The sequence below is a fragment of the Staphylococcus haemolyticus genome (assembly GCF_006094395.1).
GTDB lineage: Bacteria > Bacillota > Bacilli > Staphylococcales > Staphylococcaceae > Staphylococcus > Staphylococcus haemolyticus.
Genome location: NZ_CP035291.1, coordinates 617012 through 637032, shown reverse-complemented (window position 1 = coordinate 637032; position 20021 = coordinate 617012). Strand labels below are relative to the sequence as shown.

General features: G+C 30.3%; 17 protein-coding genes and 2 pseudogenes. 9 read left to right on the top strand and 10 right to left on the bottom strand.

Features of this window, described 5'->3' with window-relative positions:
• Positions 1 to 221 precede the first annotated feature (221 nt).
• The 3 genes and pseudogenes from EQ029_RS02865 to EQ029_RS02855 all read right to left on the bottom strand — a co-directional run bounded on the left by EQ029_RS02865 (position 222) and on the right by EQ029_RS02855 (position 3557).
• A pseudogene (locus EQ029_RS02865) lies at positions 222 to 1580 on the bottom strand (MATE family efflux transporter).
• Between the two features lie 113 nt (positions 1581 to 1693).
• A complete protein-coding gene (locus EQ029_RS02860) occupies positions 1694 to 2122 on the bottom strand; it encodes a MarR family winged helix-turn-helix transcriptional regulator (protein WP_011275000.1) in 429 nt (142 codons plus the stop codon).
• A gap of 158 nt (positions 2123 to 2280) precedes the next feature.
• Positions 2281 to 3557, bottom strand: a pseudogene (locus EQ029_RS02855) (YhgE/Pip domain-containing protein).
• Positions 3558 to 3722: 165 nt separating this feature from the next.
• On the opposite strand from EQ029_RS02855, the gene EQ029_RS02850 reads away from it, so the two are divergent.
• Together EQ029_RS02850 and EQ029_RS02845 are read left to right on the top strand one after the other, a co-directional pair.
• Entirely contained in the window at positions 3723 to 4337 is a 615-nt protein-coding gene (locus EQ029_RS02850; RefSeq protein ID WP_011274998.1) for a TetR/AcrR family transcriptional regulator, read from the top strand.
• A 31-nt stretch (positions 4338 to 4368) separates the two neighbouring features.
• Complete coding sequence (locus tag EQ029_RS02845) at positions 4369 to 5310, top strand: magnesium transporter CorA family protein (RefSeq protein WP_011274997.1); 942 nt, start codon at positions 4369 to 4371, stop codon at positions 5308 to 5310.
• Positions 5311 to 5369: 59 nt separating this feature from the next.
• Here EQ029_RS02845 and EQ029_RS02840 read toward each other — a convergent pair whose 3' ends face one another.
• On the bottom strand, positions 5370 to 6812 hold the full coding sequence (locus tag EQ029_RS02840) for a sucrose-specific PTS transporter subunit IIBC (RefSeq protein WP_053036984.1): 1443 nt from the start codon (positions 6810 to 6812) through the stop codon (positions 5370 to 5372).
• Positions 6813 to 6990: 178 nt separating this feature from the next.
• Here EQ029_RS02840 and EQ029_RS02835 point away from each other — a divergent pair, with 178 nt between their 5' ends.
• From EQ029_RS02835 to EQ029_RS02815, 5 genes are all read left to right on the top strand, one after another.
• Entirely contained in the window at positions 6991 to 7365 is a 375-nt protein-coding gene (locus tag EQ029_RS02835) for a YbgA family protein (RefSeq protein ID WP_011274995.1), read from the top strand.
• Between the two features lie 1010 nt (positions 7366 to 8375).
• Complete coding sequence (gene rsp / locus EQ029_RS02830) at positions 8376 to 10481, top strand: AraC family transcriptional regulator Rsp (protein ID WP_057504790.1); 2106 nt, start codon at positions 8376 to 8378, stop codon at positions 10479 to 10481.
• 66 nt (positions 10482 to 10547) lie between these two features.
• On the top strand, positions 10548 to 10970 hold the full coding sequence (locus EQ029_RS02825; RefSeq protein ID WP_011274993.1) for a pyridoxamine 5'-phosphate oxidase family protein: 423 nt from the start codon (positions 10548 to 10550) through the stop codon (positions 10968 to 10970).
• Between the two features lie 202 nt (positions 10971 to 11172).
• Entirely contained in the window at positions 11173 to 11526 is a 354-nt protein-coding gene (locus EQ029_RS02820) for a DUF4889 domain-containing protein (RefSeq protein ID WP_057504791.1), read from the top strand.
• 220 nt (positions 11527 to 11746) lie between these two features.
• On the top strand, positions 11747 to 13063 hold the full coding sequence (locus EQ029_RS02815) for an ISL3 family transposase (RefSeq protein ID WP_011275929.1): 1317 nt from the start codon (positions 11747 to 11749) through the stop codon (positions 13061 to 13063).
• A gap of 107 nt (positions 13064 to 13170) precedes the next feature.
• On the opposite strand, the gene EQ029_RS02810 is transcribed toward EQ029_RS02815, so the two are convergent.
• Positions 13171 to 14448 (bottom strand): cation:dicarboxylate symporter family transporter, encoded by a 1278-nt coding sequence (locus EQ029_RS02810; protein ID WP_053026343.1) that lies wholly within the window; start codon positions 14446 to 14448, stop codon positions 13171 to 13173.
• Between the two features lie 207 nt (positions 14449 to 14655).
• The gene (locus tag EQ029_RS02805) at positions 14656 to 15015 is read right to left on the bottom strand and encodes a DUF3139 domain-containing protein (RefSeq protein ID WP_011274989.1); all 360 of its coding nucleotides are present in this window, start codon (positions 15013 to 15015) and stop codon (positions 14656 to 14658) included.
• 281 nt (positions 15016 to 15296) lie between these two features.
• Between EQ029_RS02805 and EQ029_RS02800 the strand changes: the two genes are divergently transcribed.
• Together EQ029_RS02800 and EQ029_RS02795 are read left to right on the top strand one after the other, a co-directional pair.
• Complete coding sequence (locus EQ029_RS02800; protein WP_011274988.1) at positions 15297 to 15740, top strand: MarR family winged helix-turn-helix transcriptional regulator; 444 nt, start codon at positions 15297 to 15299, stop codon at positions 15738 to 15740.
• 220 nt (positions 15741 to 15960) lie between these two features.
• The gene (locus EQ029_RS02795) at positions 15961 to 16377 is read left to right on the top strand and encodes an Hsp20/alpha crystallin family protein (protein ID WP_011274987.1); all 417 of its coding nucleotides are present in this window, start codon (positions 15961 to 15963) and stop codon (positions 16375 to 16377) included.
• Positions 16378 to 16455: 78 nt separating this feature from the next.
• Here the strand turns inward: EQ029_RS02795 and EQ029_RS02790 are convergent, their stop codons facing one another.
• The 4 genes from EQ029_RS02790 to nreA form a co-directional block, all read right to left on the bottom strand.
• Positions 16456 to 17613: a nitrate/nitrite transporter gene (locus EQ029_RS02790; protein ID WP_011274986.1), complete on the bottom strand. Its 1158-nt coding sequence runs from the start codon at positions 17611 to 17613 to the stop codon at positions 16456 to 16458.
• A gap of 229 nt (positions 17614 to 17842) precedes the next feature.
• Entirely contained in the window at positions 17843 to 18496 is a 654-nt protein-coding gene (gene nreC, locus EQ029_RS02785) for a nitrate respiration regulation response regulator NreC (protein ID WP_011274985.1), read from the bottom strand.
• A 21-nt stretch (positions 18497 to 18517) separates the two neighbouring features.
• Positions 18518 to 19552: a nitrate respiration regulation sensor histidine kinase NreB gene (gene nreB, locus EQ029_RS02780; RefSeq protein ID WP_011274984.1), complete on the bottom strand. Its 1035-nt coding sequence runs from the start codon at positions 19550 to 19552 to the stop codon at positions 18518 to 18520.
• Positions 19553 to 19561: 9 nt separating this feature from the next.
• On the bottom strand, positions 19562 to 20011 hold the full coding sequence (gene nreA / locus EQ029_RS02775) for a nitrate respiration regulation accessory nitrate sensor NreA (protein ID WP_011274983.1): 450 nt from the start codon (positions 20009 to 20011) through the stop codon (positions 19562 to 19564).
• Positions 20012 to 20021: the final 10 nt, after the last annotated feature.

Here is a 20021-nt window from a genome sequence, read left to right as displayed (position 1 = left end):
TCATTTACTTATGATAAAATAATGCGTGCTATTTAACAATAATTATTCTAATTTGTCACTTTTTATCCAATAATAAAAGCGAGACTGAAATCGAAATTATTTCATTGCCTCGCTCACACAAATTATAAAATTATAGATTATAAACAACTTATTATTAATACTACTGACGATTTCAATTCATTTAGCCAGTATTTTTTTTGGGCTAAAATCACTATACTATGTTATTCCACTTCAATTAAAGATGCTTTATCAACTGTTAATCGATTTCTTAATGAATACACAATAAACATAGCTAAAAAGGCACAAACTGTTTCAGCTATTAATAATGACCAAATAACACCAGTTAAGCCAAATAAGCTATTTAAGACAAATAGAACAGGAATAATAACTGTTCCTTGTGCAATTGCCATAATTGTAGCCCCACGACCCTGTCCTGTAGCTTGCAACATGCCAGTAAATAAAAATCCAATACCATTTAGAAGTAATGATGTCATAGTCACTTTTAAAATAAATGTAGCTAGAACAACAATTTGAGGATCAGTACTAAATAATTGAACAATTGAATGTCCGGCTACAAGAACGACAGTCATGCAAACTGCAAATATAACAGCAATAGACACGATGACCACTTTAATGGTATCTTTCATTCTTGTTTTATTAGATACGAAATTATACGCAATTAATGGTACAACACCTTCAGAAAGTCCCATTATAATAAGTTCAGGGAATTGAACAAGTCTAAATGAGATGCCGTAACTTGCTATAGCGTAGTTACCATATGTTGCTAAGAATAAATTAACGACTAAACCAGTTACTCCCATTAGAACTACCATTAAGAAAGCAGGAATTCCGATTTTGAAAATTTCTTGCATCATCGCTTTAGTTGGTTTGGCATGTTTAACATTAAATGATAAGGTTTCATTTTTTCTTGAAAAGTAAATAATGAAAAATAACGCCGCAATAGCATTTGAAATTGCAGTACCTAATGCTGCACCTACAACATCTAAGTGCAAACCAAAAATTAAAATAGGATCCAAAATGATGTTGATACCAACACTTGAAAGCATTCCTATCATAGAAATAATTGGCTTCCCAATGGCTCTAGCAAACTGCTCTAAAACGAAAAATAGAATAACGAACGGTGTACTTAAGAATTCAATTTTCAAATAATCACTCGTATAGTTTAACGTTTCACCACTTGCACCTAGAATACTAGCTATTTGATCTGTAAAAGGTAAAGTTATAACAGCAATAATAAGTCCCAATACTAAACTACTTTATATTGAAAAACTACTTACATAATGACTTTTAATGTAGTCCTTCGCACCTAGCAATCTAGAAATATAAGTTCCACCACCAACACCGAATAAATTACCAAACGCCATCAATACTGCAAATATAGGTAATGTTAAAGAAATTGCTGAAATCATATGACTATTATCTAGGAAACCAATAAAATATATATTTAAGATTCCGTAAATAACACTGAGTAGTGATCCTATCATCATCGGTAATGAGAAATGCATCATCGCTTTAAATATTGATGATTCCTCAAAGTAAAATAATTGTTCGTCTTTCATTTCCATAATCTCCTTTATGTTAGATGTCTAATAATTAGATATCTAACTATTCGTTTAAAAATTTTGCTAGCTGAATTTCACAACTTAGTTTAAATTATAGCTAGCCATAATTATTACTTTTCTGTCTTAATATTATTCAACATTCGTTCAAATAAGTCCTTAAGTTGTTGCTTCTCACTCTCATTAAAATCTTTAACAAGAATAGCTTCTATATCATCGAAGATACATACAAAAGATTCAACAAGTTTCATACCTTCTTGAGTTAGTTTTAAATTTTTACGTCTGGAGTCGTCAGGATCAACCATTCTATAAATAAGTCCTTTATTTTCTAAACCCTTCAATGTTGAACTTACTGTTGATCCCTTTCTTTTAAATGTCTTCAATAATTCATTTTGTGTAATGCCTCGATCTTTGTGCCTGTACATGTAACCTAACGTATGACTTTGTTCTTGTGTAACGTTGTACTCATCTAGTTTACGGTCAGCATAATGTTTCATCTCATGCGCTAACATTCTGACTAAATATTGATACGTTGCATCCATGATCTCACTCCATTTCGTTAGATGTCTAACGAATATAATACTCCGATTTTAACAATAGTCAAACGATATATTAAAGTTTAAATATTCAGATTAATTATATTGAAATAAAACCCCCGATTTAATAGCAATCTGCTAAATCGAGGGCTAGATTTAAACTCTTATGATGGAATTTCAGTACGTTTATTACTATGTTTTCTCACAATAGCTGCAGTTAAACTTGAAATTGCGCCAAATATAATAAAGCCAATCATCATCCATATAGTGGCATTCATTTCAATATGACTACCCATGTAGATAATTTCTCTAAGCGTATTTGTATAGTGTGTAAATGGATCAAAGTCATAAACCCAACCTTGATAGCCTTTAGGAAGCATTTGTTTTGGTAATGTTACCAATTGCATACTAAAGAACATTAAAATAACAAAGATAGGAATTGCTTTCATTCCTAACCACACCATAATACCTAGAATTAATCCAATGAATCCAAGTATAGAAATAGCTAAGAATAATGCTACTCTATTAGTGTTATTGAAATCAAATCCTAACACGCCATGCATGAAGTATACATAAGCGAAACTTCCGGCAAATGCTGTAATAACAGCTAATAACATTTGTCCAAATGACGCAATAATTCTATGTTGAATTTTAAAGTTATTACTTGTTCTGAAAGCAAAGAATAATAATACTGATGCCACAAGTGATCCCATCCATACTGGCATAAACATTAAGAACGGTGCGTTACCGCCTCCTTGGTGGTCTTTCACTTTATGAATTTCTTGATTATCAACTTTAACAGGATTTGTAATGCCTTTAATATCTGACGCACTCACTTTAACGTCTTGCTTTTCTAATGTGCTAAGACTTTGAGAAGTAATTTGTTTATTTAAATTATCACCCATTCCATCAAGTACGTTACCAGTAATGGTAGCTGCTTGCATACTTGCACCTTTATTTACAATAGTTTTAAATGTCGCTTGTTTTACATCAACTTTTTGATTGCCCATTTTTTTCTGCATTTGTTGAACAGCTGCGGCTGGAATTTCGCCTGATTCAACTTTTTCTTTCATTTCTGCTTTTTTACTATCCATTACTACTTTTTGTGTTTTACTCATTGCATTTTTTGAAAAGTCTTTGTTAAAAATAGCTACCCCATAGTATTTTTCATCTTTAAGACCTTTTTTAATATCTGATTCTTTATCAACTTTAACCCACTTAACAGTATCAGAATCACTATCCATTAATTTATCTTCAATTTTTTCCCGATATTTACTTTATTACCTTGAATGTCTACACCTTTATCATTGTTTACAACGGCTATTGGCAATTGTTTTGGTTTTGGATTAAACGCTGGATAAAAAGCCAAAGAGAATATAACTAATAATAATATCACTGCAATAGGTGCAAGCCATAATAGTTTGCTTTTAAAAATATTCATAAAATCTAACCTCCTAAAATTTATTGAACAATGTGTTGAATATTTAATACCTTGTGAATTATAATGAGATAGTCAAAAATAAACAATAATCAATTATTCAAATACCGTACGTTATTGAACAGATTGTACATTTTTGTCTATTTATTATTAGGAGGTCGATAGTCGATGAAAGAAGATAGGAGAATAAGAAAAACAAAATCAGCTATTAAACGTGCATTTACAGATCTTTTAAAAAAGAAAGACCTCGACAAAATCACTGTTCAAGATATTTCAAATCAAGCAGATATTAATCGTGGTACATTTTATTTACATTATAAAGATAAATACATGTTATTAACTGATATGGAAGATGAATGCATTTCACAAATTTGGTCATCAACTCAATTTAATCAACTCGACACTAGTACACCAGAAAATACAGCTGATGATTTTATTAATAATATTTTGACCAAAGTATTACAACATATCTCCGATAATATGGACTTTTACCATACGATTCTTCAATTAGAACGTAAAAGTAGACTTGAAGAAAAAATTCATTCCTTAATGAAAGAAAATATGCAAAAATATATTAGTATTGACCATGAGATAGATGGTATACCTGAAATGTATTTTCATAGTTATGTTACAGGTGCTACTATTTCAATCATCAAATATTGGGTACAAGACGATAGTCGTATTTCCGTAAATGATTTAACAAAACATATTTTTAATATTATTTATAATGGCCCATTACGTATTATGATTCAAAATCATTATAAACGTACCCAACCCAACTGAGACTAAATGAATATGAAAGGAATCATTAACCATGCTTACTGCATATAAACATTCAACTAACAATGACATCGTTGAAACAACTTTAGATCACTCTGCATCATGGATTAATGTTGTAGAACCAGATAGAGAAGAAATTGAACAATTGATAGAAACGTATAATTTACCTGAAGATTTTATTCGAGATCCATTAGACGCTGATGAGAGCGCACGTATTGAGTATGATGATGACACAGGCTATTCCCTTATCATTATCGACTTACCAATTGTAAGCTCTACGCACCGTCGTGTCTTATCATTCGTTACAATCCCATTAGGTATTGTTATCGGAAAAGGACTTATTTTAACTATTTGCGATGCTGAGAATGAATTCTTAGAGAATTATGCACGACAAGATGATGTTAATTTAAATTTTCATAGTCGTTTTGCGCTAGATATTTTATTAACTATTTCTAACCACTACAACAGAAATTTAAGACTTTTAAATAAATCACGAATCCGTATTGAACGTGAACTAAAAAATAATATTACTAATAAACAGCTTTACAAATTAATGGAAGTTGAAAAAAGTTTGGTATACTTTTTAGCAGCATTAAAAGGTAACGATACAATAATTAAAAAATTATTCCGTTTACCTGCTATAAAACGCTTTGAAGAAGATGAAGATTTATTGGAAGATTTAGTGATTGAAAACAACCAAGCGATTGAAACGACAGAATTATATACTGGCATTTTAGAGAGTATTACGACTTCTTATTCTTCATTATTGTCTAATGAAATGAATAATATTATGAAGACACTGACGCTATTCACAGTGTTACTCACATTACCTACACTTGTATTTAGTTTCTTCGGTATGAACGTACCGCTTCCACTCGATGAAAAAAGTTATTCATCGTGGCTCTTTATCGTAGGTATCTCACTTGTACTCGTTACAATAGTAAGTATCTTCTTATGGCGAAAACAAAAATTATAACTGCTAATTATACAAAAAGTCGACATTCTGCATAAATCAGAATGTCGACTTTATTTCGTTTATTCAGCTGAAGCTTGATAAGCTTTGCGTCGAGATAAAATTAAAGTAATAGCTACAGAAACGATAAAGGCAACGAGCATGCCTATAAAGTAGTGCAACCAACCTGCATGTGCTGGATTAATAGAAATAAATCCTGGCAAACCTGCTGTACCTAAAGCAATAGCCTTTACTTTAAAGAACGAGTTGTAAGCTGAACCAATTGCTGAACCAATGATTGCGCCAATAAATGGATATCTTAATTTAAGATTCACACCAAACATTGCTGGTTCTGTAATACCTAAAAGCGCTGACACACCAGCTGCTGATGCAACACCTTTTAATTTTTTGTTATTTTTTATAATGATAAATGCTGCTAATGCTGCACCGCCTTGTGCTACGTTAGACATTGTTGCAATTGGGAAGATAAATGAACCTCCCGTTTTTGCTTGATCAGCGATTAATGTTGTTTCAACAGCGATAAAGCTGTGGTGCATACCTGTTATAACAATTGGCGCATAGAATAAGCCAAAGATAAATCCACCTATAGCCCCGCCAAATTCATATAGCCATGTTAATCCGTCTGATAACCAATAACCAAGTTGTCTTGTTAATGGTCCTACAAATAAAAATGTTAAAAATGCCGTAACTAAAATAGATAATAATGGTGTTAACAAATTATCTAATACTGTAGGAATAACTTTACGTAGCCACTTTTCAATTGTTGCTAAAATATATGCTGCCACTAACATTGGTAACACTTGTCCTTGATAACCTACTTGATTAATATGTAAGCCAAATAAGTCCCAATGTGGAATTGCTTTACCCGCTTCTACAGCCTTAGGAAAATCGTATGCGCTCATTAATGATGGATGTACTAAAATCATGCCAAGCGCCGCCCCTAAGAATGGATTACCTCCAAATCGTTTCGCTGCACTAAATCCAATTAATATTGGTAATAGCGTAAACGGTGCATTTGCAAAGATGTTAATCATATCTGCTAATCCAGCAAACTGACTATGAACATCTATTAAAGATTTATTATCATAAAAGAGATCTGGTGCAGTTAAAATATTATTAATCCCCATTAATAACCCACCAGCAACAATGGCTGGAATAATAGGAACAAATATATCTGAAAGCATTTTAACGAATCGTTGTAATGGATTCATGTTTCGAGCAGATTTATCTTTAACATCCGCTGTTGTAGATGCTTCTTTCCCTGTTATTTTTTCAAGTTCATTAAATACTTTATTTACTGTACCTGAACCAATGATGATTTGATATTGGCCTCCAGTTGAGAATGTGCCTTTAACCACATCCATTTTCGATAAAGTTTCTTCATCTACTTTACTTTCATCATTAAGTACGAGTCTCAATCTTGTGGCGCAATGGGCCATCGCATCTAAATTATCTTCTCCACCTATAGCTTCAAGAATTTCTTCAGCCGACTTTTTATAGTTCATTAAATTTCCCTCCTATTCAATGGAACCGGTTCTATTTATCAATTTCATTGTAACCGGTTCCAAAAAATAACGCAATAACCTTTTTTATCTTCACCAATTATTCATATTTTAGATTTGTAATCTAAGTTTCTGGGAAAATATATTAAAACTTACAAAATAAGTGAGCGAGGCGTATTTGATGAAAGAACGTGGCTATATTGAAAAGTTATGGAGAGAAGAAAAATATAATGTCTTGTACCATAGTCAACAGCATTATAATTATATTCGTGAATTACTTAAGCAATCTCCAACTTTAAATGAAGTTCAACTCACTATTAATGAAGCACTCCAAACGACTCCATCCAATGGTTCAATAATCAATGCATACGATCATATGTGGGGTTACTTTAAACACAAAGCTAATGAAATAGAAAAAAACAAATCAGCTCAATTAAAAGCTGACTTCAAACAAGATAATGTTCAAAGTAAAGAATTGCTGATTTTTATAAAATACTTAGCCGACAAATATGAAGTTTCTTACCTTCAAAAAAGTACCCTGCTTAATTTCCAATGAGAATACTTAAGTTATGAAAAATTTATTAGAATGGAAATAATTAGTACTACCTAAGCCTTAATTAAGTACTTATACAATACTAGAAATTCTTCTGCTGTTCGCTAAATTTATGAAAAACAAAAAAGTTGAGACAACGCATATGTTGTCCCAACTTTTTTAAAATTAATTCTGTTTTTCTGTAAAATATTACTCTTGATGTTTCGCCTATAATAAAATCAGTATATTAAAGAATGGTAGATATTAAAACTGTTACTTATGCATCAGTGATTTAGTAATTGGGGGAGTTAGGTTCCTTAATAATATACATTAGCATGCTACTGCTAATACCATTGTTAATAATACGCATACATATTCTTATTCTAAGTTGAATGGCAAATCTTAGGTGTGATGTCTGACTATTATTTAATTTATTAATTTTCACTCTCTAGTTGTTTAATTCATGATGAAGATGAGTTGAATTTCTATATCACGCACAAAATAATTTACTTTACTTGTGTAAGATGGAAAATTCTTGTTGTTGAGTCTAATTATTGATATAGAATTTAATAATTTTAATAAGTTGTTGGTACTTGTATCATTAACTTTAACATGTTGGCAGAATTTAAACTCAACGATTTAATTATAGCTTTTCTTGTTGTGGAAATACTTTATGTTGCTATTTCATGATGTTGATACAGAACTAATGAATGTAAGATTTCGTAACCATTAATTAAATTATTGTAAATGATGTTTAATCAATTCTGTTTCGAAATCTATATTTATTATGCATCAAATTATGTTGTCCCACGCTATTAAAATTTTCCAAATCAGTCACACTATATTTTCAATTTTTCATTTAAGTTGCTTCTTTGAGAAAATTTTTATCGTTTTCACAAAATAATCTCAAAATTTTTTTTATTTTTAGTTATTAATTTTTTCTTACTTTTATTTTATAATAGCTTTTATTATTCACAATTCAATTGAACAGAAATGTTTAGCCAATAAATATAAAAGCTAGGAGAACAACATACATGAGTAATTCCCTTCTATTACATGAACATTTAACAACTGCCCCTTCGCGTAATATAAATTTTATTATTATATATTTCTCTTTGACTAATGAATTAACGATTACTATTAATGGTGAAAAGAATGATATTCATAACCATATTGCTATAGTCAATCAAGGTGATTTATTTAATATCGATCATGCTAAAGATTTAATTGAGTTAAAAATCCCTATAGCTTACTTCTATATAGAAGATAATGATTTCTTTAATTGTTTCTTTGACCGTCATTTATTGCAGTCGAATCATTTTATTAAATCTCAAATTTTGCAATGTATTTCAAACTTTTCAAATAATGAAGAACAAGATAGTGAAACAGTATCTAAAATTATAAGAACGTTATATAAAGAAGCCGTAGTTAGAAACACAACATTATATGCACCTACTATGTCTATCGATAATCAGTTACTGTCTAATATTGTCATGTTTATTAACAATAACATTACATCTAATCTATCTTTGTTAGATATTGCAAAACATGCACTTATTTCAGAATCATATTGTTCTAATTTGTTTGCTCGCATATTAAATGTAAATTTTAAAGATTATTATACCAGTCTAAAAGTTAATCACTCTGTACAATTACTAATGACAACGAATCATTCTATAACAACGATTTCCGAATTATCAGGTTTTAGTAGTCACACCAATTTTACTAATCAATTTAAAAAACATTTGGAAGCGAGCCCTAAGCAATTTCGTACGATGCTAAATCAATTAGAACCCCTGCCCTCTATTTTAATAAGAAGTTCAGTTAGTCAATCTTTTTTAAATTTAATTTCACAATTTGAGTTTACGAATCATTTGACCACGGAAACCACACAAATTAATATTGCTAATTACGATCCTAAAGATCAGACGCAATTTTCAACGGCTTTTATAGATTTTCAAAACATAAATGAATTATTTCAATTTGTGTTTAATGATTATTTTGATATTGATTTATCCTATTTACCTAGACCAGCGATTTTAATTAATGACGTGAGTGACATGGTAGGTCGTCAAACAAATTTAAATTTACTAAATCGTTGTTTTGAGAAATTATTTGAAAAAAATATTAGATTAGCTGTCACTATTAAAAATAATCAAGAATTTAAAATGATATACCAATTGATTATGATATTCTTACAAAATAATAGAGATTATAAATGGAATAAAAAATTAGTGAAATTCATGCTTGTATTTGATACTGAAACAATGTCTATTCATGATATCCACCTTGCACACCTTAAACTCAAGAATAAAAACCGTGCTATCAAATTTAGTTTAATGGTTGATGGTTTGTTAAGACAACTGGGTTCATTACAAGAAACATATGATATTATGCATCGTATGAACTTTGATTTTTACTTTGTTGATATTGAAAACATTGATACCAAAAATGTGCTAATTGATATACAACGTGGCTTTACTCACTCATCGACGCACTTTGAAAATTATTTGCGTTTTATAGAGGGGTCTAATATACCTTCAACTCAGTTTATTTATAGTAACCTATCATTAAAATGTTTCAAATACACTAATAATGGTACACAATCACTTCAATTGTCAGATCTCGTATGTCATTTATATCAGTTAATGAGACACGGTGGTGGCGTGTGCTATAAATTAATAGAAACAGATCCAATGTATATCTCACTCTTTAATAATCATGGTAGTTTATTACCTATCATGCATTTATATCGATTTGTTTCTACATTTAGTAATGAGTCATTTCAAATATCAAATAATTATTTAATGTGTTATAAAGATGGGAATTATCATGTGATACTTTTTAATAAAATCAATGACCGTTATTTATCTGATAGCCAACAACACTATATCTTTGAAAATGACTTTAAAGAAAACACCCTATTTATTGTAAATACATTAAATAATGAACATGGCTCAATACAACATTTAATTCCACAAGATAAGCGTGATGTTTACATTGAAAAAGATATTATTCAACAATTAGATAGATGTAATCATCCAAAGACTGAACTATTGATTCAAGAAAATGATTATGCCGCATTTCAAATAACGCTAAAACATGATGAAGTGAAATATATTTGTATTAAACCTTCTTAGTATACCTTGGATGTAAGTTTAAAAGAACATCATTTAGGCTATAAATAGTATAAGGAGATGATAACTTTGGATAAACAACAAGTGATTCAATCAATTGAAAAAGTCTTAGATACTTCAAAAGTCGGCGTCTTATCAACAGCATATAATAATCAACCAAATAGTCGTTATATGGTATTTTATAATGATGAATTAACTTTATATACGAAGACAAGTAATGAGAGTACTAAAGTTGAAGAAATTAAAAATAATCCTTATGCATATATTTTATTAGGTTACAATGAAACAACAAATAATAGCTTTGTTGAAATTGAAGCAAATATAGAAATTGTTGAAGATCAAAAAGTAATTGACTGGTTATGGGAAACGCAAGATAAAACGTTCTTTGATTCAAAAGAGGATCCAAATCTATGTGTGCTTAAAGTCGTACCTAAAACCATCAAGTTAATGAATGATGATGATATCGATACACCTGTAACGATTACTGTATAGAATTTAAATAACTGTTTATATTAAAGAGTTCAGTACTAAGATAATCAGGTTCTGAACTCTTTTTTTTGATTAATTGGTTAACGCCTATGATGTCGTTTATGTCATTAAATTATGATTCAATTTAATATAGATTATTATTTTATTGCAATTTAATAGTATTTTATGTATAAAAGAGATAGAACTTTTTAAAGGAGTCTATAAAATGAAAAATAAAAAGGGTTTAGGTATGGGTATTGCACTTATTGCTATCATGTTGATCGTATGTATCGTTCTTGTTGTCATGATGATGACAGGTGGTCAAAAAGAAACGTATTATGGCTATATGAAAAACGACCATACAATTGATAAGATGGTAAATGAACAGACTGAAAAAATTGAAAAAAATGTTGAATTGCCTTCTGATAGCAAAGCTAATGTTAAGAAAGGCGACTTCGTATTTTTAGTTAAAGAAAAAGGATCAGATAAATTCTCAAGAGTATCTAAAGTAGATCACGATGACGTACCACATGGTTTAATGATGAAAATTCATGAAATGCATGATATGAAAGGTATGTAAATTACAATAAATCACTGTCAATGAAGAGAAATCTTTGTTGGCAGTTTTTTAATATCATAACGTATTTATACACAAATCTTTATAATTTTGGTTCTATAATAAATTGGACTGATGACAAAATTCATCAGTCCAATTTTTATGTTTTTGAATAGAAAAAAGGCGCAATTACCTCTATAATTATTAGCTACCAAACAAAATAAAAAAGAAAGGTAATGCGCCTATGTGTAAGTCTATATTAAAAACATTAAGAATTAAAGATAAAAATATCAATTTTTCAGACGAAGTGATTGAGAAAAAATATAAAGGACGAATGAGCCTGTTTTATTATGCCGAGCTCACTTATCAACCTACATATTGTGAAAATTGTTTAGCTAAAAATGATAATTTCTCTATAGTAAAAAATGGTAAGAAAACCTCAACGATTACTTTGCTTAAAATTATGGAAATGCCCGCTTATTTAAATCTTCAAAAACAAAGATTTTATTGTAAAACATGCGATAGTCATTTTACTGCTAAATCTAATATTGTCGACGCTCATTGCTTTATTTCAAATAAAACAAAACTTGCAGTTTTAAATAAAGCACAAGAATGCCGCTCTCAAAAATCTATCGCTAAGTCATGCTTAATATCATCAATGACTGTGTCTAGAGTGATTAATCAAGCGGCAAGCGACGTAGGTCAGTCTTCTTTTGATGCTTTACCTGAACACTTAATGATGGACGAATTTAAAAGTGTTAAAAATGTAACTGGGAAAATGAGCTTTATTTATGCAGATGCTGTATCGCACCGCATCGTAGATGTGGTAGCGGATCGTAAGTTAAAATCGTTAAAAGATCATTTTTATCGCTATTCTTTGAAACTAAGACAAAAAGTCAAAACAGTAACGATTGATATGTATGAACCATATATGTCGCTAATCAAGCAATTATTTCCTAACGCGAAGATTATTATTGATCGTTTTCATATTGTTCAATCCTTAAATCGAGCGTTAAATATGTCTAGAGTTCATGTAATGAATTGTTATAGGGCCTCAAATAGACCGCTTTATAATAAATATAAAAGTTATTGGAAATTATTTCTTAAACCTTTTGAAACGCTAGAGGCATTTAATTATCGTAAAGTCCATTTATTTAAAGAGTGGAAAACTGAAAAAGGCATTGTAAATTACTTATTAGATGTAGATGAAGAATTATATAATACATATCACTACGTTCATGAGCTAAGACGATTTTTAAAAGAAAACCAAATAGAGAAATTTAATCATAAACTCTTTTCTATTCATCTTTCAGATGTGTGTCCTAAATTACGCCCAGTCATTAGAACTTTAAGACGATTAGCAACTTTCATTGAAAATACTATGACATATTCTAACCTGACCAACGGTCCGTTAGAAGGAATTAATAATAAAATCAAACTCATTAAAAGGGTATCTTTTGGTTATAGAAATTATGATAATTTACGTAATAGAATTATTATAACTTCGCGACTATTTGCCTCAACAACAAAAAAAGAGATTAAACAACCTAAGGTTGCTTAATCTCAATATTAGGACTCATCAGTCCGATTTGACATAGAGCCATAATTTTAAGCAATAAAAAAGTATCGAGCCTATGTGCTCGATACTAAAAATGTCAGATTTCTTTTTTAAATTGATTCTAAGTATTTTTTACCTTGTTCTTTGTCATAAACCTTTTCCCATTTAGAGATAACAACAGCTGATAGTGCATTACCTATTACGTTAACACATGTACGAACCATGTCTAATAAACGGTCTACACCGATAATTAACGCGAGCCCTTGTGCTGGTAAGCCCATAGCTCCTAATGTTGTTAATAATACTACGATTGAAACGCCAGGTACTCCAGCCATACCTTTAGAGGCAACCATTAATGTTACCATTAAGATAATTTGTTCTGATATAGATAAATGAATGCCATACATTTGTGCAACAAATAATGCTGCAATTGATTGGTATAGTGCTGATCCATCAAGGTTAAATGAGTAACCTATTGGAATAACAAAGGATGTGACATCTCTTGGCGCTCCGAATTTTTCCATTTTCTTCATCATTACTGGTAATACTGCTTCTGAACTTGAAGTAGAGAATGCTAATAATAATTCATCTTTCAAAATTTTAATGATTGAGAAGATACTAATACCACAAATTCTTGCTACAATTCCTAGAACAACGATAATAAAGAACACCATCGCGAACACTACTACTAATACTAATTTTAATAATGGAATTAAAGCAGATGCTCCAAAAGTCATTACTGTTGTACAAATAAATGCAAATACACCTATTGGTGCTAATTTTAAAATTTTATTAATCATCCAGAATACTGCTTCAAGCGTACCATTTAAAAAGCCTTTCACAGGATCTGATTTTTCTCCTATTGCAGCTAATCCTAAACCGAAGAATACTGCGAAGAAGATGATTGGTAATAATTCACCTTTAGTTAATGCTTCAAATATGTTTGTTGGTACAATATTTACAATGGTATCAATAAAGTGATTGCCATATGTAGATTGTTCTGCTGCGGATGCAGATGATTGATATTTAGAAATATCGCCTTTAGGTAATTTGTCTGGATCTAAACCAGCACCTGGTTTGAATAAGTTACCAATGATTAGTCCTAAACCAATGGCGATTGTTGTTATAATTTCAAAGTAAAGAATTGCTTTCCATCCATAGCTACCTATCTTCTTTGAGTCCCCTAAGTTAGATATAGATAATGCTAATGCACAGAATACAATCGGTATGATGATCATTTTAATTAAATTTAAGAAAACATCACCGAACGGTTTTATATAATTTGCTACGTTATCTTGTCCAAATAATAATAAACCTACAACTACACCTAGCACCAATGCGATGATAACCTGCATCGGTAAACTAATTTTTCTCTTGAACAGAGCCATGTTGAAACCCCCTTCATCTGACATCGCTTAATTATATCAGATAATTATGAAATGGGATATAAAATTTTTAAAGCTAACTATATATATACTATTCAATCAAGCTAAAATAATTAAAAATACTATAAAAAGGAGATCAGAAATCATTATGAATTCTGTTCTCCTTATTTTTCATTACTTGTAAAATATTAATCCTCATTTAATGCGAAATTAAGGTTTGAAATTTTGGTTAAAATAATTATGTTTTGCATCTTTAATACTTTTTTTAGTTTCAGTATCAAAGCCTTCAGCAAAGATACCTTTACGTGTTCCTATAGGTTGAATGACATATGTCATATGAGGTTCATCTTTAAAGACAACTTCTTTGTAATAAACCCCTTTTTTTGCACTATATTGTGTTTTTTCAGATTTAATATCATCACTTAAATGTTTCTGCTCTATATAACTATCTACCATTTTAATATTTCTATGACCTTGATACGTTTTCATTGCGAAAAAGAAAGCAATTGCCACTACTAATGAAATCGCCAAAATAATACAAATTCTAATCCATTTTTGTTTTTTACTCATTTTGAAACTCCTTTGTACACAACCTAGTCTCACCATCTCTAGTTACTATCTAAATTATTATGAATGATAGATAGAAAATTTTAAAGTATTTCAGTATTTCTGTAACAAAATGTCCTAACAATTTATCTCTAATTCAAAATAAATCGACACTTACAGCAAACGTGTAGACGTACTTTCAAATATAGTTCAAAAGGCTATAAAAGTCCATGAAATACTATGGCAACAGTCTTGACATTACTTTTAGTTCATAATATCTTTAAATAAGTTAAGGGGGGAAATGTATGTATATTAAAGATAGTTATTTAAGTAATCAATTATGTTTTTTATTATATGTTACTTCTAAAGAAGTTATAAAAAAATATACTTACTATTTAAAAAAGCATGATTTAACATATACAAGCTTTATGGTCATCATGGCCATCGAAAATGAAGAAAAGATAAATATTAAATCACTTGGTCGTCGCGTATTTTTAGATTCTGGAACACTAACACCTCTCTTAAAGAAATTAGAGAAAAAAGGCTACGTACAACGTATGCGTGAAAAAGAAGATGAAAGAAATCTTCAAATTACACTGACTGAAAGCGGTATTAATATTAAACCTACGTTGAAAGCTATCTCTGACCAAGTTTTTGAGGACTTTGATATTTCACAAGATGAAAAAGATAATCTTGTTAATAGCTTAAAACATGTTATTTCAAATAACTTCGATTATACTACTCACTAATATTTAATCCTGGCAAAAGCGAAACACTTTATTTCACAATTACTAGGCTTTATACATATTGAGACTTTTGCCATGGATTTACTATTCCGCACTTAATCTTTGCCTTATTCTTTTATAATTCCTTTCGCTTTACGTTAACCCTCTCTATTACTATAATGTACTTGAAAAGTATCATTTTACAACTATGGTATGCACGCTTAAATAAAGGAGAGACATTAGTATGAATAATAGAGAGTTTTTTGAACAATCCATTTTCAAGAATAATCCAAAAGACGTATTTCGTGATTTAGGTGAACAAGTTTTTAATCAATTTTCATCAAAAAGTTTCCCGACAAATATTTATAATCAAACAAATCAATACGTATTAGAAGCTGAACTACCTGGTGTCAATAAGTCTGAAATTGAACTTAAATTTGAACATGCGGCATTAACAATTAAAGTTCAAAAGCATGTATCTGAACAAACAGGTAGCGTTCAATTAAGTGAACGTGCAAGTGGTGAATTAGTTAGACATTTTGAATTTAATGATATTGATAAGTCACAAATTAAAGCAAGCTACGAAGACGGGATTTTAGTTGTTATTTTACCTAAAGAAGTTAGTGCACAAGATCAATCAACAACAATTACAGTAGAATAAATAGATATACAGAATAAAATGTTAAAGAGCAATACAAAACTATGTTTAGCTTTGTATTGCTCTTTTTAATGTATAAATTTATTTTGCATATTCTTTTTTATATAAGTGTCCCATGGTAATAAATGCTAAGACACCAAATATTGCTAAAAGAATAAATGCTAAATGACTTGAACCAGTTAGACCTGTTACATAAGTAATAACTAAAGGTGGGAAGAATCCTCCTAAACCACCCATCATAGAAACAATACCATTAGCTGCACCAGATTCTTTTGCGAAGTAAGAAGGTACAAGTTTAAATATTAAACCATTACCTAAACCAGCACAGATACTGATAGTTAAACAACCGATAGTAAATAAAGCAATATGACTTGAAATTCCTAAAATAACAGCACCTACAATCATAATAATAAAATCGATCATTAGTACTTTCACAGCATTAAATTTATCTCCAAGTATACCGCCAATTGGTCTTAAGAAAGTTGCTAAAGCAATGAATACACCTGACCGAATACCTGCATCAACTTTATCAATGCCAAAGTTATTTACTAAGTAGTTAGGTAAGAATAATCCAAATGCTACAAAAGCACCAAACGTAATAAAATACCAAAGACTTAAGTAATATAACTTATAATTTGATGATAATTTTTTAAACTGAGATGCTAAAGGTACTTTCACTTTTGGTTCATTTTTATCACCAAAAATGAACATTAAAATTGCGAAAATAGCAATGATAATTAAATAACTTCTTACCGTCGTTTGCCAACCTATAATACCTGCAATAGGTGGTGCTAAAAATGAAGATACTGCCGTACCGATGTTACCCATACCATAAATTCCATTAGCAAGCCCTACTTTATCTTTTGAAAAATATTTAGGTACAGATGTCACACCTACAGAGAATATCGCACCTCCAACACCTAAAAAGAATCCAGATAACATTAACATTCCTGGTGTTTGTGCTTGCCCTAAAAAGAAGATAGGAAATAATAATATAACAAAACTACAAAAGAATACCCATTTCGCACCAATAATATTAGTTAAATAACCGAATGGCACACGTAAAATTGAACCTAATATTACTGGAATTGCCAATATAATAGATAACTGTCCAGGATTAACTTTAACATCTTGAGAGATATATGGCATTAACGGAGATATAATACTCCATGCCATGAAACCCACTACAAGACTTAACGTTTGTAAGGTAAGTTGAAAGCCACCTTTTGTCTTATACATTTTTTCACCTTCATCATTTAATTTTCTTTATCAGTAATTGTTATATAAAAGAGGTCAAAAATTTATAATTCAATCACATTACTGATTACAATTAAATTTTAGTAGAATTGTGAAAAAATGAACATAAGGATATTCCCTTATACTGACTGGGAATCCCCCTATATTTTTTCTATATATGTACGCAAAAAACTGAGACATTACTAATCTGTCTCAGTTTCATTTTCATCATTTAAAAATCTAATAATTTCTTTTTCAATGCATATTCTACTAACTCAGGTTTAGATTTTAAATCGAGTTTAGTCATTATATGTGTTTTATGCGCTTCGACCGTTTTGACCGACACGAATAATTTTTCAGCAATATCTTTATTACCATACCCTTTTGCAATTAAAGGTAATATTTCTAGTTCGCGCTTAGATAATATTTTAAATGGATCGTTAGTAGATACATCATCTGAATGTTTATGATTTACAAATTCATTCACTAATGACGTTGTTAATTTCATATCTACATATGTTTCGCCCTTATAAACTGTTCGCACGGCTAGTAATAATTGTTCATCAGGTGCATTCTTTAATATATAGCCTTTAGCACCATTACGAAGAACGTGGAACAAATATTCTTCATCATCATACATTGTTAATATTAATATTTTAGTTTCAGGAAAACTTTCTGATATTTTACTTGTTGCAATTAATCCTGATTCACCAGGTGGCATACTTAAGTCCATAATTAATACATCTGGCTTATGCTCCATCACCTTTTGATATGCTTCTCCCCCATCAGCAGCGGTTGCAACTACTTCCATATCCTCTTGAAAGTTTAAAATCATCGAAAATCCTGTTCTAACAACTGCATGATCATCTGCAATAACAATCTTCACTTTATATTCCCCTAACATATTTTAAACTGGTACTTCTAACGTAATAATTGTACCTTTACCAATATGTGTTTCTATATTCACTGTACCTTTAACAAGTTCTGCTCTCTCATTCATTCCATATAGCCCTAATCCAGTACCCTGAGGTTTTAAGTTGGGATCAAAGCCTTTACCCCTGTCAATAATCTCAGCGATAAGACCTTCTTCAGTTTGTTGAATCGTTACTTCCACTTCATAAACACCTGCATATTTTAATGCATTAAATATCGCTTCTTGAACAACGCGATAAACAACGGTTTCAATTTCACTATCGAAACGTATTGTTTGAATATTTGATTGATAAACAACATTTAATCCATAATTATACTCTAATTGTTTGAAATAAGATTTAAAAGCCGCTTCTAATCCTAAATCATCAAGTGATGAAGGCCTCAATTCTACTGATAAATCACGAATATCATTAATTAAATTAGACATTAGCAATTCAATATGTTCGGATTTTTCAATGAGTTGAGCCATATCTTGTTGATATTTTAATAATCTCAATTCAACATCTACATTTAGCATCTCTTGAACAACACTATCATGTAATTCTCTAGATATACGTTTTCTTTCATTTTCTTGTGCAGCAATCGTTTTACGTAACATCTGACGTTGATACATCTTTTCTTGTCGCTCTATTTGTGGAGATATATCTTGTAATGTAAAAGCGTAGATTTGTGCCTCATCATCAATACATTGATACGAAGCAGTAAATGGTTGAATTTTATTATCTACCGTTTTCATGAATACTTGGAAATTCATATCATTAGGCTTTGTCGTATCAAGATAACAGTTAATGCAACTTTGTAATGCAAATTCGTTAGAGTAACCTTCACAACGATTACATATCGCATTGGTCATTGCACTATAATTATTATCCTTTGAAATAATCTCTTCTGCAGCATCATTCATCGCGATAACCTTACCATCTTTATTTACAAATACGATTTTTTCATTCGTCTTTTCGTAATATTTTTTTAGTAAGTTCTCTAAATCAAGATTATCAACATCCAACATTTTAAACACCTACATTTCTTCTGAAAATGTCCAAAGCTTGCCACTAATATCCAAAGTTTCATAATCAGGAAGAGACTTGCCATCTCTTTGACCTAAGAGTAATACACCATACACCTGATTATTGTAACACAATGGGATAGCTACCATTGCAGTTAGATTTTCGGCAATTAAGATTGGATATTTAATCTTATCTTCTGGTGATAAGCTTGCCACTACGTCGGCAATGATCATGCGTTTTCCAGTCTTCATAACCATACCGGCTAGACCTCGCCCTTTACGCAAGATAATCATTTTATAGCGATCATTCAGGTTACCTGAGACATAATGCCATTTAATCGGTGCTGAAGTCATATGATGCTCATAAAGTGCAACACCTGCAAAATCATAGCCTTCACTGACCCTTAGATTATTCAATTGTTGTTGGAAATCCTGTTTTTCAAATACTGGATTCGTAATCACATTTGAATCT

Excerpts from the sequence above, each read along its gene's own strand:
- EQ029_RS02860 (WP_011275000.1), bottom strand. The coding sequence starts at position 2,122 with ATGGATGCAACGTATCAATATTTAGTCAGAATGTTAGCGCATGAGATG.
- EQ029_RS02850 (WP_011274998.1), top strand. The coding sequence starts at position 3,723 with ATGAAAGAAGATAGGAGAATAAGAAAAACAAAATCAGCTATTAAACGT.
- EQ029_RS02845 (WP_011274997.1), top strand. The coding sequence starts at position 4,369 with ATGCTTACTGCATATAAACATTCAACTAACAATGACATCGTTGAAACA.
- EQ029_RS02840 (WP_053036984.1), bottom strand. The coding sequence starts at position 6,812 with ATGAACTATAAAAAGTCGGCTGAAGAAATTCTTGAAGCTATAGGTGGA.
- EQ029_RS02835 (WP_011274995.1), top strand. The coding sequence starts at position 6,991 with ATGAAAGAACGTGGCTATATTGAAAAGTTATGGAGAGAAGAAAAATAT.
- rsp (WP_057504790.1), top strand. The coding sequence starts at position 8,376 with ATGAGTAATTCCCTTCTATTACATGAACATTTAACAACTGCCCCTTCG.
- EQ029_RS02820 (WP_057504791.1), top strand. The coding sequence starts at position 11,173 with ATGAAAAATAAAAAGGGTTTAGGTATGGGTATTGCACTTATTGCTATC.
- EQ029_RS02815 (WP_011275929.1), top strand. The coding sequence starts at position 11,747 with ATGTGTAAGTCTATATTAAAAACATTAAGAATTAAAGATAAAAATATC.
- EQ029_RS02810 (WP_053026343.1), bottom strand. The coding sequence starts at position 14,448 with ATGGCTCTGTTCAAGAGAAAAATTAGTTTACCGATGCAGGTTATCATC.
- EQ029_RS02805 (WP_011274989.1), bottom strand. The coding sequence starts at position 15,015 with ATGAGTAAAAAACAAAAATGGATTAGAATTTGTATTATTTTGGCGATT.
- EQ029_RS02800 (WP_011274988.1), top strand. The coding sequence starts at position 15,297 with ATGTATATTAAAGATAGTTATTTAAGTAATCAATTATGTTTTTTATTA.
- EQ029_RS02795 (WP_011274987.1), top strand. The coding sequence starts at position 15,961 with ATGAATAATAGAGAGTTTTTTGAACAATCCATTTTCAAGAATAATCCA.
- EQ029_RS02790 (WP_011274986.1), bottom strand. The coding sequence starts at position 17,613 with ATGTATAAGACAAAAGGTGGCTTTCAACTTACCTTACAAACGTTAAGT.
- nreB (WP_011274984.1), bottom strand. The coding sequence starts at position 19,552 with ATGTTGGATGTTGATAATCTTGATTTAGAGAACTTACTAAAAAAATAT.